Source organism: Acidovorax sp. LjRoot118, from assembly GCF_964253575.1.
Lineage (GTDB): Bacteria > Pseudomonadota > Gammaproteobacteria > Burkholderiales > Burkholderiaceae_C > Acidovorax.
Genome location: NZ_CAXURB020000001.1, coordinates 4,469,853 through 4,484,611, shown reverse-complemented (window position 1 = coordinate 4,484,611; position 14,759 = coordinate 4,469,853). Strand labels below are relative to the sequence as shown.

At 67.5% G+C, this 14,759-nt stretch carries 9 protein-coding genes; 5 read left to right on the top strand and 4 right to left on the bottom strand.

The features are described 5' to 3' along the window. Positions 1-24 precede the first annotated feature (24 nt). Together ACSQ9E_RS21125 and ACSQ9E_RS21120 are read right to left on the bottom strand one after the other, a co-directional pair. Positions 25-1,554 (bottom strand): carotenoid oxygenase family protein, encoded by a 1,530-nt coding sequence (locus ACSQ9E_RS21125; protein ID WP_436177108.1) that lies wholly within the window; start codon positions 1,552-1,554, stop codon positions 25-27. A 23-nt stretch (positions 1,555-1,577) separates the two neighbouring features. Further along, positions 1,578-2,030: a DUF2141 domain-containing protein gene (locus tag ACSQ9E_RS21120; RefSeq protein WP_157412437.1), complete on the bottom strand. Its 453-nt coding sequence runs from the start codon at positions 2,028-2,030 to the stop codon at positions 1,578-1,580. Positions 2,031-2,355: 325 nt separating this feature from the next. Here ACSQ9E_RS21120 and ACSQ9E_RS21115 point away from each other — a divergent pair, with 325 nt between their 5' ends. Genes ACSQ9E_RS21115 through ACSQ9E_RS21105 form a run of 3 tightly spaced genes read left to right on the top strand, consistent with a single transcriptional unit; the run spans position 2,356 to position 11,011 of the window. Further along, a complete protein-coding gene (locus ACSQ9E_RS21115; protein WP_428003719.1) occupies positions 2,356-4,947 on the top strand; it encodes a putative bifunctional diguanylate cyclase/phosphodiesterase in 2,592 nt (863 codons plus the stop codon). Positions 4,948-4,992: 45 nt separating this feature from the next. Beyond that, entirely contained in the window at positions 4,993-9,855 is a 4,863-nt protein-coding gene (locus tag ACSQ9E_RS21110; protein WP_436219097.1) for a PAS domain S-box protein, read from the top strand. A gap of 25 nt (positions 9,856-9,880) precedes the next feature. After that, the gene (locus ACSQ9E_RS21105) at positions 9,881-11,011 is read left to right on the top strand and encodes a response regulator (RefSeq protein WP_179684008.1); all 1,131 of its coding nucleotides are present in this window, start codon (positions 9,881-9,883) and stop codon (positions 11,009-11,011) included. Between the two features lie 40 nt (positions 11,012-11,051). Here ACSQ9E_RS21105 and ACSQ9E_RS21100 read toward each other — a convergent pair whose 3' ends face one another. After that, a complete protein-coding gene (locus ACSQ9E_RS21100) occupies positions 11,052-11,984 on the bottom strand; it encodes an inositol monophosphatase family protein (protein ID WP_436219096.1) in 933 nt (310 codons plus the stop codon). 171 nt (positions 11,985-12,155) lie between these two features. Between ACSQ9E_RS21100 and ACSQ9E_RS21095 the strand changes: the two genes are divergently transcribed. Together ACSQ9E_RS21095 and cysE are read left to right on the top strand one after the other, a co-directional pair. Then, entirely contained in the window at positions 12,156-12,962 is an 807-nt protein-coding gene (locus ACSQ9E_RS21095) for an RNA methyltransferase (RefSeq protein WP_436219095.1), read from the top strand. A 34-nt stretch (positions 12,963-12,996) separates the two neighbouring features. Continuing rightward, positions 12,997-13,776, top strand: a complete 780-nt coding sequence (gene cysE / locus ACSQ9E_RS21090; protein ID WP_057266044.1) for a serine O-acetyltransferase — start codon at positions 12,997-12,999, stop codon at positions 13,774-13,776. Positions 13,777-13,809: 33 nt separating this feature from the next. Here cysE and ACSQ9E_RS21085 read toward each other — a convergent pair whose 3' ends face one another. Then, positions 13,810-14,700, bottom strand: a complete 891-nt coding sequence (locus ACSQ9E_RS21085; protein WP_162261365.1) for a hypothetical protein — start codon at positions 14,698-14,700, stop codon at positions 13,810-13,812. Positions 14,701-14,759 lie beyond the last annotated feature (59 nt).

Sequence of the window (14,759 nt, the reverse complement as noted above, 5' to 3'; positions counted from 1 at the left end):
TGGCGGTGCCGGGCAGGCCCTCCATCAGGCCGGGATGAAGGTGCCGTGAAACCCCAGGGGCACCGCCCGGTCCATGCTGCCCTGGGCCAGCGGGCCCTGCGCCAGCCGGCGGGCGTCGAACACCGAGAGCAGCGTGCGACGGCGGAGCAGGTCCAGCGCCGTGCCCACCAGCCAGCCATCGCCCTCCCTGGCGCCGGCCGTGCTCGCGGGGATGAACACATGCTCCTCGACCATCACGTCGGTGCCGTAGCGGTAGCGGTCCACCTTGCCGGTGTCTACATTCAGCCGCGCGACGCAGTCGAAGCCTGGGCGATTCGACACGGCGACCCGCTCGGCCATGAAAAGCTCTCTGTGCCGGCGGCCGACGAAGCGCGGATCGATGCGCGGGAACTCGGCGTGGTGCGCCTGCAGCGTCTGGCGCGCGCGGCCGGTGCGCGTGTCGAGTTCGACCAGGGCCACGGCAAGCGATGGTTCGCCCTGGAAGTCGCCGCGCATCAGCCCACGAAACCCCCGGTTGATGGCCGAGTCGTCGTCCGAACGGATGTAGTCCAGGTGGATGACTCCCTTGCCGTCCTCCCAGGCGTTGCCGGTGTGGAACAGGAAGCCGGTGGGCAACTCCATCCATTGCGGCTGGTCGAGCCGGTCCTTGTGCAGCACCAGCGCCCGCATGCCCAGCTGTGGCTTCCAGACATGGCTGTCCAGGAAGGTGCTGCCGGCGTGGGCCCTGTCCAGGTCGAAGACGAGCGGGGGCAGCAGGAACACCAGGTGCTGCTCGGTCACCGCGAAGTCGTGCACCATGGCCATGTCCGGCACCTGGAGCGTGGCGGTGCGCACCTGCCCCTGGGCCGATACCTGGTAGATCGAGAGCAGGCCATGGGCACTGCTCACGCCAAAATTCCACAGCGTGCCGTCGGCACCGATCTTGGGGTGCGCCGAGAAGGGCATGCCCGCGTGTTCCGGCGTCCAGGTCTTGAGGGCCCCGGTTTCCAGGGTGTCGGCATCGAACCGCGTGGCCGAGCCGCCCTCCCACAGGGCGAGGGTTTCGCCCGCGTGGTGCACCACGCTGGTGTTGGCCACGTTGCCCGCATCGGCCGACACCATGGGGCTGCCCCCGGCCACCTGGGTGCCGAAGCTGTGGTACAGGCGCCGGCCGGCCGCATTCTCCGCCAGAAACTTCTGCGTGCGCAAAAAGCGCGCCTGGTGCCGCACGCCCTGGTCGCTGAAGCGGTATTGCTGGATCATCCCGTCGCCGTCGAACCAGTGCTGGTAGCGCACATCGCCCAGGCTGTGTTGCGCAGGGCCGTTGCGCAGCAGGGTGCCGCGCAGGTCCTTGGGCAGCTTGCCGCGCAGCTGCATGGGCTGGGGCGCGAGGTCGGCCTGCAGGCCCTCGAAGCCCAGGGTCCAGGGCGCGCCGCTGCGCCGCTCGTTGAAGGCGCTCAGCGTGGCGCCGGACTCGGGCCCGCCAGCAGCGTGTGCGGCAGAAAAGGGCAGGGCGCCCAGCGCGCTGCCAGCGGTTCCCAGGGCCAGTGACTGGCAAAAGAGGCGTCGGTCCATGGTGCGTGCTCCTGGTGTGCCGTTCACCGCAGCTGGATGGTGATGGTGGTGTCCTGCTGCAGCTCGATGGCTGCGTCCTGGAAGCGAGGCGGGCCCATGTTGCCCTGGGCGTCTCGGCTGAAGCCGGTGCGCTCCTGGGGCATGCCGACCAGGTTGGTATCGAGCTTGCCGTTGCCGTTCTCGTCCTGGTACAGCGACAGCGCATAGCTGCCGGCGGGCAGGTCGCGCAGCACCAGCACGGTCTTGGCGCCCGACGCCGGGGCCATGCCGCTCTGCACCGCCTTGCTGAACTTCAGCCAGCCGTCGGCGGAGCCGTAGACCGCAGCCAGCACCGGCCCCTTGTCCGCCTTGGTGTTGTTCACCTCCACGGTCAGGTCCAGCGCGTATGCGTTGCCCAGCGCCAGGCATGCGCCGGCCAGTGCCAGGGCGCGCGCAGCGGGTAGAAGGTTGAGGGCGGTCAAAGGGGGTGAAGCCATCGTCATGTGCAGTTCTCCAGGGTGGATGGAGACACCGTGCCTCCACTGCCCGCACTGTAGGAATGGCCTAGCCCTACTGCCACTGGCGTGCGACGAAGTGGCGCAGGCACGGCGCGAAAGGGGGTGGCAGAGCGCCGGTGGCGGTGCCGCCGCTGCCCGGTGCCGGTGATTGCGCGCGCGACCTGCACAGAAATAAGCGTGCCCCGGCGACAGAACGTGGGAACATGTGTCCGGGCGCCACCGGGTATTACCCTGACAAAATATGCGACCTGTGGTTGTTACGTTTTGACATACTTTGCGGTGTACATTGGTGGCTGCCGCCGCCATGACCATGTGCGGCCCACCGTTTGTGAGAGGTTTCAGAGCGACTGTGATTTCTGCCGAACTCCTGACCGATCTGTTTGCGGGTGCCAGTGAAGACTTCGTGGAGTCTTCGGCGCAGGCGCGCCTGCAAGCCCTGCTCGATGCCGTGCCCGTGGCGCTGATGGAATTCCGTCCGCAGGATGGAAGGCTGCTGCTGCGCGCGGCCAATGCCGCCGCACGGCGCATGCCGGGCATGGGGGGCGTGCGCGCCAGCGGCGCCGATGCGGTCGATGTCTTCGACCTGCTGGCCAGCACCAACCTGGTGGACCAACTGCAGACCGTGGCGCGCACCGGCATGCTGCTGGAATGCCGCCAGGTGGCGCGCGAGCCGGGGCGGCTGCTGGTGGCCTGGGACGTGTCGGCGCGCCGGCTCGACAACGGCTCCATCGTCGTCACGGTGCGCGATGCGAGCGAGGCCGAGAGCCTGCGCGCTGCGCTGGCGGCTTCCGAGCACGCGCTGCAGGATGTGCGGCGTGAGCTGCGCGAGCAGACCGATGTGTTCAACACCATGGAAAGCCTGGCCCAGACCGGGCACTGGCGGCGCATCGAGGACCCGGGCGAGACGGTGCTGCTGTGGTCCCCCGGCCTGTGCGACATTGCGGGCGTGGAGCGGCAGGAATGGGTGAGCCCCGAGCGTGCCGTCAGCGGCATCCTGGCCGAAGACCGCCATGTGTTCGAGACCGCGCGCGAGCGCGGCACCGGTGCCGATGTCGAGTACCGCTGGAAGCGCCCCGATGGCGAGGTCCGCTGGATGCGCTCGCGCGTGCGACGGCTCATTGCCAAGGACGGCATGCGGGTGGACATGGGCGTGGTGCAGGACGTGACCGACGAGCGCCGTGCCGCCGAGCAACTGCGCGAGCAACTGCTGTTCATCCAGCGCATTGCCAGCCGCATCCCGGGCTTCATCTACCAGTACCGTCTGCACCTGGATGGCGTCACCAGCGTGCAGTACATCAGCGATGCGGTGCGCGACTTCATGGGGGTGGAGCCACACGAGGTGACAGCCGACCATGGCGTGCTCTCCAACTGGGTGCTGGCCGAGGACCTGCAGGCCCTGCAGCGCTCGGCCCTGCAGTCGGTGCGCAAGCTCGTGCCCTGGCAGTGCGAGTACCGGGTCCGCATGCCCGACGGCAGCATCCGCTGGCACATGACGAACGCCATCCCGCACCGCGAGGCCGATGGTTCGGTGATCTCCCATGGCTTCACCATGGACATCACCGACCGCAAGCGCGCAGAGCAGGAGATCGAGCGCCTGGCGTTCTACGACGCCCTCACCGGCCTGCCCAACCGGCGCCTGCTGCTGGACCGCCTGCAACGCTCCCTGGCCGCCTGCCAGCGCAGCAAGAACCTCGGCGCCCTGCTGTTCATCGACCTCGATAACTTCAAGGACTTGAACGACACCCTGGGCCACGACATGGGCGACCAGCTCCTGTCCCAGGTCGCCACCCGCCTGGTGGGCAGCGTGCGCGAAGCCGACACCGTGGCGCGCTTCGGCGGTGACGAATTCGTCGTCATGCTGGACAACCTGAACCCCGAACTGGCCGAAGCCGCCGCCCAGGCCGAAACCGTCGCCGAAAAACTCCTGGCCAGCCTGAACCAGCCCTTCGCCCTGGGCGGCCAGCAGCACTACAGCACCCCCAGCATCGGCATCACCCTGTTTGGCGACGAACGCCTGTCGGTGGACGAACTCCTCAAAAGGGCGGACCTGGCCATGTACCAGGCCAAGGCCGCAGGGCGCAACACCCAGCGCTTCTTCGACCCCGACATGCAGGCCGCCGTCAACGCCCGCTCCAACCTGGAAGCCGACCTGCGCCAGGGCCTGGCCCGCAACGAACTGCTCGTGCACTACCAGCCCGTCGTCGACCACCAGGCCCGCCTGGTCGGAGCCGAAGCCCTGGTGCGCTGGCGCCACCCCCAGCGCGGCATGATCAGCCCCGGCGACTTCATCCCCCTGGCAGAGCAGACCGGACTCATCCTCCCCCTGGGCCAATACGTGCTGGAGACCGCCTGCAGGCAACTGCACCGCTGGAGCCAATCGCCCACCACCGCCCACCTGAGCATCTCCGTGAACGTCAGCGCCCGCCAGTTCCGGCAACCGGGCTTCGTCGCCGAAGTCCTCGGTACCCTGAAGGACTGCCAGGCCAACCCCCGGCTGCTCAAGCTCGAACTCACCGAAAGCCTGCTGCTGGGGGACATCGAAGACACCATCGTGCGCATGGAACAGCTCAAGAGCGAAGGGGTCGGGTTCGCGCTGGACGACTTCGGCACCGGCTACTCCTCATTGAGCTACCTCAAGCGGCTGCCGCTGGACCAGATCAAGATCGACCAGAGCTTTGTGCGCGATGTGCTGAGCGACCCCAACGACGCGGCCATCGTGCGCACCATACTGGCGCTGGCCAAGAGCCTGGACTTGCAGGTGGTGGCCGAGGGGGTGGAGACGACGGGGCAACTGGGGTTCCTCAGGCTGCATGGTTGCGAGGGGTTCCAGGGCTATCTGTTTGGCAGGCCTGTGCCGGTGGAGGAAATCGATGCAATGCTGGACCCGACGCGCTGACGCAGGTGATCCGTGGACGGGCCTTGCGCCCACCGGGGGCTGTGCATGGCACAGGTGAAGAGGAACGACAAAGAGGGCAGATTTCTGGATCGCGTGCTCGAACGCGATCCCGCCTGGACGCGGGGCATGGCACTGGTGGTGGTGCTGTCGCTGCTGGGGGCCTGGCTGGTCGTGCAGGCAGTGGTGTACTGGCGCGGCCAGGAGCGGGCGGTGGAGCGCACGCGCATCGTGCAGCAGGCGGCCGATGCGCTGATCACGCAGACCACCGGGGGCGGCCTGATCGGCGCCGTCTCGCTCATGGGCCTGAGCGAGCCCCAGCTCAAGGACATGGCGCGCGGCTACACACCGCCGGATGACCCGGGATCGCTGGCGCGGCTGGCGGTGGCGCGCGGGCGCTTTCTGATCAGCGGTGTGTATGTGATGTCGGCCGATGGCACCGTGGTTGCGCACGAGACGGCAGGCGAGAAGGCGACCGGCTCCAACCTGGCGTTTCGCCCCTATTTTCGGCAGGCCATGAAGGGGGCCATCAGCGTCTATGCAGCCATTGGCGTGAACAGCCAGGAGCGCGGCCTGTACTACGCGGCGCCCCTGTACGAGACGGACTCTCCCTCCAGCTCCATCATCGGCGTGGTGATGTTCAAGGTGGGCTTTGAGGTGGTCGATGCGCTGGTGGCAAGCACCGGCATCCCCGCGCTGCTCATGTCCCCGCAGGGCGTGGCGTTCTCGTCCACCCGGCCCGAATGGCAGTTTGCCGTGGCGCCGCCGCTCACGCAGGCCCGCATCGATGCGATCCGTGCGTCGCGCCAGTTCGGGCGCCACTTCGAGAACGGCGTGGCCTCCGCGCTGCCGTTTGCGCCCGATGCCGGCGAGGTGCTGCTCAATGGCGTGACCTATGCGGTGACGAGCCGGGGCATCGAATGGAACGACCCTGGAGGCCAGTGGCAACTGGTGGTGCTCGACGATGTGAGCGCCCTGGTCCCCGCCCTGCTGCGCTGGCAGGTGGGGGCAGCAGCCTTTGTGTTGCTGGCCTTGCTGGGGCTGCTGCTGCTGGACCTGCTGCGCAGCCGCGCACGCATGGCGGCCGCGCTGGAGCGTTTCCGGGTGCTCGGCGCGGCGCTGGAGAGCAGCCCCGTGGCCGTGGTCATCACCGATGGCGAGGGCCGCATCGACTGGGTGAACCCCCAGTACGAGCGCAACACCGGCTATGCCCTGGACGAGGTGCGCGGCAAGAAGCCGTCCATCGTTTCCACCGACCAGACGCCGCCGCAGACCTACAAGGACATGTGGGCCACCCTGCTGTCGGGGCGGTCCTGGCGCGGCACCTTTGTGAACCGGCGCCGCGACGCCAGCATCTACCACGACGAGGCCACGCTGTCGCCCGTGTTTGACGGGCGCGGCAAGCGCATTGCCATCGTCGGGCTGCACGAGGATGTCTCGGAGCGCATGCGCGCGCAGTCCGAGCTGGAGCGGCGCGAGCGCCTGCTCAACGAGCTGCTGGAGCAGCAGACCGCCATCTTCGACAATGCGCCACCCATCCTGCTGGTCTGCGAAGGGCAGTTCCGCCAGTTCAACCCGGCCTTCGTGGAGCTCATGCGGGGCACGGCCTCGCAGTTGCTGGGCGGCGAGGTGACGGCGCTGTTCGGCGACAAGGTGCAATCGGACAGCTTTGCGGCCCTCATCGCGCAACGGCTCGCCTCGGGCCAGGCCTTGCGCGAGCGTGCCACGCTGCGCCGGCTGGATGGCAGCAGCTTCGAGGCCCGACTGGCCGGGCGCAGCATCAACATGGAGGGCTACCGCTCTGCCTCCATCTGGGTCATCGAGGACGTGACCGAGGCCCGCAAGGGCGAGATCGCCATCCAGCAGGCCAATGAGCGGCTGGAGATCGCCCAGGAAGCCGGCAAGGTGGGCGTGTTCGACATCGATCTGGTGGCCGATACGGTGGTCTGGTCCGACAAGCTCGTGTCCATGCTAGGCCTGCCTGCGGGCACGCAGCCTGCGGGCCTTGGCTACTGGCTTGACCGCCTGCACCCGGATGACCGCGAGGAAGCGAGTGCGAATTTCAGGGCCAGCCTGGATGGGGTCGATACCGACCTGCGCAATTCCTGGCGCATCGTGCGCCCGGACGGCGAGGTGCGCTGGTTCCTGATGGCCGCGCGCATCCTGCGCGACGGCGCGGGCCGTGCGGTGCGCGTGGTGGGCGTGAGCGTGGACATCCACGACCAGAAGCAGCTGGAGGAGCAGGTGGAGGAGCAACTGGGCTTCCAGCAGGCGCTGATCGACGCGATTCCGGTGCCCCTGTTCTACAAGGGGGCCGACGGGCGCTACATCGGCTTCAACCGCGCCTACGAGCAGGCCTTCGGCGTGCGCCGAGACCAGTTGGTGGGCAAGACCGTGCTCGACCTCGATTTCCTGCCGCCCGAGCAGCGCATGCGCTTCCAGGGCGACAACCTGCAGGCGATGAATGGCCTGCATTCGGTGCACAAGGAGGTGGACCTGTCGTACGCCGACGGGCAGGTGCACCACACCCTGTTCTGGCTGCACGCCTTCGCACGGGCCGACGGCTCGCCCGGCGGCGCCATCGGCACTTTCGTGGACATCACCGACCGCCAGCGCGCCGAAGAGGACCTGCGCCGCGCCAAGGAGCTGGCCGAGGAGTCCACCGCGCTCAAGTCCAATTTCCTGGCCAACATGAGCCACGAGATCCGCACGCCGATGAACGCCATCATCGGCATGTCGCACCTGGCGCTCAAGTCGGGGCTGAACGCGCGCCAGCACGACTACGTGAGCAAGATCCAGCAGGCCGGGCAGCACCTTTTGGGCGTGATCAACGACATCCTGGATTTCTCCAAGATCGAGGCGGGCAAGCTCACGGTCGAAAAGCAGCCCTTCGTGCTGGACCGCATGCTTGAGAGCGTGACCGACGTGGTGGGCTACAAGGCCGGCGCCAAGGGGCTGGAGCTGGTCTGCGATGTCGCCGCCAACGTGCCGCCCAACCTGCTGGGCGATTCGCTGCGCCTGGGACAGATCCTGATCAACTTTGCCAACAACGCCATCAAGTTCACCGACCAGGGTGAGATCAGCATTGCCGTGCGGCTGCTCGAAGAGAGCGAAACGCGGGTGAGCCTGCGCTTCGAGGTGCGCGACACGGGCATCGGCCTCACGCCCGAGCAGATGGGGCGGCTGTTCGCCAGTTTCCAGCAGGCCGATACCTCGACCACGCGCCGCTATGGCGGCACCGGCCTGGGCCTGGCCATCTGCAAGAGCCTGGCCGAGCTGATGGGCGGCGAAGTCGGGGTGATCAGCGAGTTCGGCCAGGGCTCGACCTTCTGGGTCAGCCTGCCGCTGGAGCGTGGTGCCCCGGCCCGGGTGCTGTTGCCGCCGCCGGACCTGGTGGGCCGCCGGGTGCTGGTGGTGGACGACAACCACACGGCGGCCACCGTGCTGTCGGACATGCTGCAGGCCATGGGCTTCGAGGTGGAGCAGGCCTACTCCGGCTTGCAGGCGCTCGATATCCTGCGCGAGTCCATGGCGAAGAACCGCTTCTTCGGCCTGCTGCTGCTCGACTGGCACATGCCGGGCATGGACGGTGTCGAGCTGGCGGGCCACATCCGCAGTCTGGGCATGCCCCAGGTGCCGCAGATGCTGATGGTCACGGCCTACGGGCGCGAGGACGTGATGCGCGCTGCGCGCGCGCAGGGCATCGAGACGGTGCTGATCAAGCCCGTGAATGCCTCGCTGCTGCTGGAGACGCTGATGCAGCCCCTGGAGCATGCCCTGCCGGCGCTGCAGCGCCAGTACGTGCCACCGCCCGTGTCCGAGGAGCTGCCCCTGGCCATCCGCGGCGCGCGGGTGCTGCTGGTGGAGGACAACGAACTCAACCAGATGGTGGCCGTGGAACTGCTGCGCGACGCGGGTTTCGACGTGGACGTGGCGGGCAACGGGCAGGTGGCCATCCACCGGCTGCACGAGGACAGTTACGACCTGGTGCTGATGGACATGCAGATGCCGGTGATGGATGGGGAGACCGCCACGCGCCACCTGCGCGCGGACCCGCGCTTTGCGCGCCTGCCCATCGTGGCCATGACGGCCAATGCCATGGACGCCGACCGCCAGCGCTGCTTTGATGCCGGCATGAACGACCACGTGGCCAAGCCCATCGACCCTGCGGCCCTATGGAAGGCCCTGGCGCGCTGGATACAGCCGCGCCCCGGGCTGGGCGTGCCCCAGGGCCTGCCCCCGCAGCCGCACCACGCTGGCGCCATGCCACCCAGGCCCCCACAGCCTGTGGACTGGCCCCTGGTGGCCGGGCTGGATACGGCGCTGGGGCTGCAGCGTGCCCTGGGCAAACCCGCCCTTTATGGCGACATGCTGCGCCGGTTTGTCGAGGGGCAGGCTGGCGCCGTGCCGGAGATGGAGGTTGCGCTCGCCAACGGGGACCTGGGTCTTGCCGAGCGCCTGGCGCACACGCTGCGCTCGGTGGCCGCCAACATAGGTGCGCAGCCCGTGGCAGACCGCGCCTACCAGCTCGAAGACCTGCTGCGCAAGGGCCCGCCGCCACCAGAGGCCACCGCACCCCTGCTCGCGGCGCTGGGTGGGGTGCTCCTGCCCCTGATCGATGCGCTCAAGCGGTGGGCCGCAGGCGCGCCGGCACTGGCCGATGCAGCCGGCCTGGTGCCGACCATGCCGCCGGCCGAACTGCTGCACCAGCTGCGCACGCTGCTGTTACAGGACGACCCGGCAGCCGCCGAGTTTTTGCAACACAATGCAATGGTGTTGGAGGGATTCCTGGACCCGGTGTTCAAGGCGGTGGATGTGCACATTCGGAACTTTGATTTCGAACAGGCGCTGGATACCATCGCCTCTGTGGTGCCCGAGCCGCCACCCCCTGATTCCGCCATAGCCCCCTGAACGGTCCCAATTCGCAGGAAAGCCCATGGACAACGCGCCCTTCGCTTCGCACCAGCCGACCCTTGTGGACAAGCCGATCGCCACAGTACTGGTGGTGGACGATACGCCCGACAATCTCACGCTGATGGGCAGCCTGCTGCGCGAGCACTACCTGGTGAAGGTGGCTAACCATGGGGAAAAGGCACTCAAGATCGCCCAGTCGGACACCAAGCCCGACCTCATCCTGCTGGACATCATGATGCCCGAGGTGGACGGCTACGAGGTCTGCCGGCGCTTGAAGGCCTCGCCCGCTACGCGCGACATCCCGGTGATCTTCCTTACCGCCCGCTCCGACCCGGATGACGAGCGCATGGGCCTGGCCCTGGGCGCGGTGGACTACATCACCAAGCCCATCAGCCCGCCCATTTTGCTGGCGCGCGTGAACACGCACCTGGCGCTCAAGGCCACGGCCGACTTCCTGCGTGACAAGAGCTCCTACCTGGAGCGCGAGGTGGCCCTGCGCACGCTGGAGGTACAGGCCATCCAGGACGTGACCATCATGGCCATGACCTCGCTGGCCGAGACCCGCGACAACGAGACCGGCAACCACATCCGCCGTACCCAGCTGTACGTGAAGGCGCTGGCCGAACGGCTGCGCCACCACCCGCGTTTCGAGCACGCGCTCAATGACCGCATGATCGACCTGTTGTACAAGTCGGCGCCGCTGCACGACATCGGCAAGATCGGTATCCCGGACAGCATCCTGCTCAAGCCCGGCAAGCTCACGGTGGAAGAGTTCGAAGTCATGAAGACCCACACCACGCTGGGCCGTGCCGCCATCGAGGACGCCGAGAAGCGCCTGGGCATGCGCGTGGCGTTCCTCAGCGTGTCCAAGGAAATCGCCTACAGCCACCAGGAAAAGTGGGACGGCTCGGGCTACCCCGAGGGGTTGGCGGGCGACGCCATCCCCGTGTCGGCCCGGCTCATGGCGGTGGCCGACGTGTACGACGCGCTGATCAGCAAGCGCGTCTACAAGCCTGCGTTCTCGCACGACCAGGCCTGCAGCACCATCGTGCGTGGCCGGGGGACGCATTTCGACCCCGACATGGTGGATGCGTTCGTGGACATCGCCGAGGATTTTCGCGTCATCGCGCAGAAGTACCCCGACCCGGGTTGATGGGGTGGGGGAGGGTGGCGATGGACCACCCTGCAGGCTATCAGAGCGGGGCGCTCTCGTCCTTGGCTGCGCCGTCTTGTGCGTCGGGAGCGGCGTCCGCCGCTGGGGCCGCATCCGGCTCACCGGCATCGGCCGCCTGGCGCACGGCAGCCTTGTCGCCGGCACTGGCGAACTTGCTGTACTTGCCCAGGATGGGCACCAACTGGCCGTAGATGCGGGGGGTGCCGGCCAGGCATTCGCGCTGCTCCAGGAACTCGGCCTCGCCCGTGAAGTTGCCCACCAGGCCGCCGGCCTCGGTCACCAGCAGCGAGCCGGCGGCGATGTCCCAGATGGACAGGCCGGTTTCGAAGAAGCCATCGGTGAAGCCGGCGGCCACGTACGCCAGGTCGAGTGCTGCGGAGCCGGGGCGGCGCAGGCCGGCCGTGCGCTGCATCACGTCGGCCATCATGTTCATGTAGCTCTTGAAGTTGTCGCCCGGGCGGAAGGGGAAGCCCGTGGAGATCAGGCATTCCTTGAGCTGGGTGCGCTTGCTCACGCGGATGCGGCGGTCGTTCATGTACGCGCCACGGCCCTTGGTTGCGGTGAACAGGTCGTTGCGCGAGGGGTCGTAGATGACGGCCTGCTCGATCTTGCCCTTGACGGACAAGGCGATGCTCACGCAGTACACGGGAAAGCCGTGGATGAAGTTGGTGGTGCCGTCCAGCGGGTCGATGATCCAGACGAATTCCGAATCCTTGGCGCCGTATTCCGAACCCGACTCTTCGGCCAGGATGCCGTGGCCGGGGTAGGCCGTCAGCAGGGTTTCGATGATGATCTTCTCGGCCGCGTGGTCCACCTCGGTCACAAAGTCGTTCACCTGCTTTTGCGAAATGCGCACGGCCTCCACGTCAAGGGCCGCGCGGTTGATGATGGCGCCGGCGGCGCGTGCGGCCTTGATGGCCACGTTGAGCATGGGGTGCAGGTTGGACGACATAAATTGTGGTTTCTGGCAGGGCGCCGGCAGGGGGCGCGCCTTGCGAAAGAGGAGCGTGGAACGCAGCCAGGCGATGCGGGCGGCGACAATAGGGGCTGGATTTTACCTGTTTTGCCGTTTCCGTCCCAATGCAAGGGCCTATCCAGGTCCGCACAGAGCCCTTTCGACCCCATGAAAACCCGTTTCGTCCTGATCAACACCAGCCATGCCGGCAACGTCGGTGCCGCCGCGCGGGCCCTGAAGACGATGGGGTTCGACGACCTCGTGCTGGTCGAGCCACGCTGGGCCAACGTGCTGCGGCGTGAAGAAACCATCCAGCGCGCCAGCGGCGCCCTCGACGTGCTGCAGAACGCGCGCATCGTCGCCACGCTGGACGAGGCGCTCGACGGCATGAGCCACCTGTGCGCCACGGCCATGACGCCCAGGGACTTCGGGCCGCCGACCCGCTCGCCGCGCGAGCATTTTGCGCAGTTGGTCGCCCCTAGGGCGGCAGACGCCGCTGTGGAGTCGGGTGTGGCCTTCCTGTTCGGCTCCGAGCGCTTCGGCATGGCCAACGAGGACGTGTACCGCTGCCATGTGGCGCTGTCGATTCCCACCAATCCCGGCTTCGGCTCGCTCAACCTGGGCGCGGCCATCCAGGTGATCGCCTACGAATGGCGCATGGCCCTGGGTGGCTTTGGCGCGCCGGCTGCTGTTGCGCCCGCGCCGGACCGCGAGGTGGCCGATGCCGCGCAGGAGCGTGAGCTGGCCGATGCCGTCCCGGCACGTGAGCTGGCCGATGCGGCCCAGGTGGCCGGCATGCTCGCGCACTGGGAGCGCGCCCTGGTGGACATCGGCTTCCTGGACCCCGATGCGCCCAAGAAGCTCATGCCGCGCCTGAACCAGCTTTTCAACCGCGCGCAACTGGGGTCCGAGGAAATCCACATCCTGCGTGGTGTTGCAAAAGCCATGATCGAGACGGCGCAGGCAAAGCGCTAGACTGCATTTCCATATTCCAAAAACAACCATAGCCATGTTTGCACGCCTGCGTTCCGACATTCAGTGCATCCTCGACCGCGACCCCGCTGCGCGCAGCACCTGGGAGGTGATCACCTGCTACCCCGGTCTGCACGCCATCTGGCTGCACCGGCCCGCGCACTGGTGCTGGGGCCATGGCTTCAAGTGGCTGGGGCGCTTCATTTCGCACATTGCGCGCTGGCTCACGGGCATCGAGATCCATCCGGGCGCCAAGATCGGCGAGCGCGTGTTCTTCGACCACGCCATGGGCGTGGTGGTCGGCGAGACCGCCGAGATCGGCGACGGCTGCACCATCTACCAGGGTGTGACCTTGGGCGGAACCTCGCTCTACAAGGGCGCCAAGCGCCACCCCACTCTGGGCAAGGATGTGGTGGTGAGTGCGGGTGCCAAGGTGCTCGGTGGCTTCGAGGTCGGCGATGGCGCCAAGATCGGCAGCAACGCCGTCGTCATCAAGCCCGTGCCCGCAGGGGCCACGGCCGTGGGCATCCCGGCGCGCATCATCCCCTCCAAGGCCGGCCAGAGCGCCGACGTGACCGAGCCACAGCCGCGCAAGTTCACGGCCTACGGCATCACGCAGGAGGACGACCCGCTGTCGCAGGCCATGCGCGGCCTGATCGACAACGCCTCCTCGCAGGAGCACCAGATCATGCTGCTGTGGCAGGCCATCGAGAAACTCTCGACGGCGGCCCCCGCCACCCGGGACTGTGTGCCCTGCGATGCGGCCACTACCGAGCAGTTCGAGGCGGGCAAGCTCAACGAACTGGTGGGCAAGTAGAACCCTTTCCAGGGTTCTCTCCCACCCGGCAGGTCATTTCTTGAGGAACCGGCTGTAGACAGCCCGTGTCTCGGCCTCGAAGTAGCGCCCGGCAGTCTGCCTGGACAGTTCCGAGGTCTCCTGCCAGCCAAAGAAGATGATCGCGTCATAGCTGTCCGAGATCTGCAGCTCGGTCTGCATGAACTCGCGGAAAACCTGCTTGTCCCACGCGGGCTCGCGGAAGGCCTGGGCGATGTACCAGGTTTCCACCTTGGGCTGGGCGGCCCGTGCGAGGCCCGGCAGGGCGCGCGACCAGTCGTGCAGCGCGCTGGTGGTGGTCTTGTCGCCCAGCCAGTAGGTGGTCGTGCCCACCCAGTCCACCTGCGCGATGGCCGGCGCTATGAAAGGCATCACCTTGGGGTGGCCAAAGGTGGCGTGCGGGCTGAACGACAGCCCCAGCTTCACCTGCGGCAGGCGCTGGCGCACCAGCGCGGCGGCACGCTTGAGGTCGTCGAGCTGCGCCTGGTATTCCGCCGGGTCGTCCTCCACCAGCGACGCCTTGAGGTACATCTCATCCAGCAGGTACACGTAGACGCCGGGCTGCAGCAGGTCGGCGTTCTTCGCGATGTAGGCCTCCAGCACGGCGGGGGCGTCGCTCACCAGGCGGGCGGCGCCTTTGTCGGAGATGTTGAACAGGAACAGAAAGTCCAGCATGTTGGTCTTGCCGGCCTTCTGTATCGCACGTGAGGTCTCCAGTGCGCCGCCATAGCCGCCGTAGCCGGCATTGGTCACCAGGTCCGAGGTAGCCACCTGTTCGGGCGTGCCGAAGATCTCGCCCACCAGGCGCTGGGGCGTTGGCGTGGGCCCATCGCTGCTGCCGCCGCCACCGCCGCAGGCAGCGAGCAGGCCAACCAGGGTGAGCTGCAGAAGAAGTCTTTTCTTCATCATGTGTCGGTGAAAGTGAATGTAGCGACCAGTCTAGGGGCTGCACAACGCACTTTCGT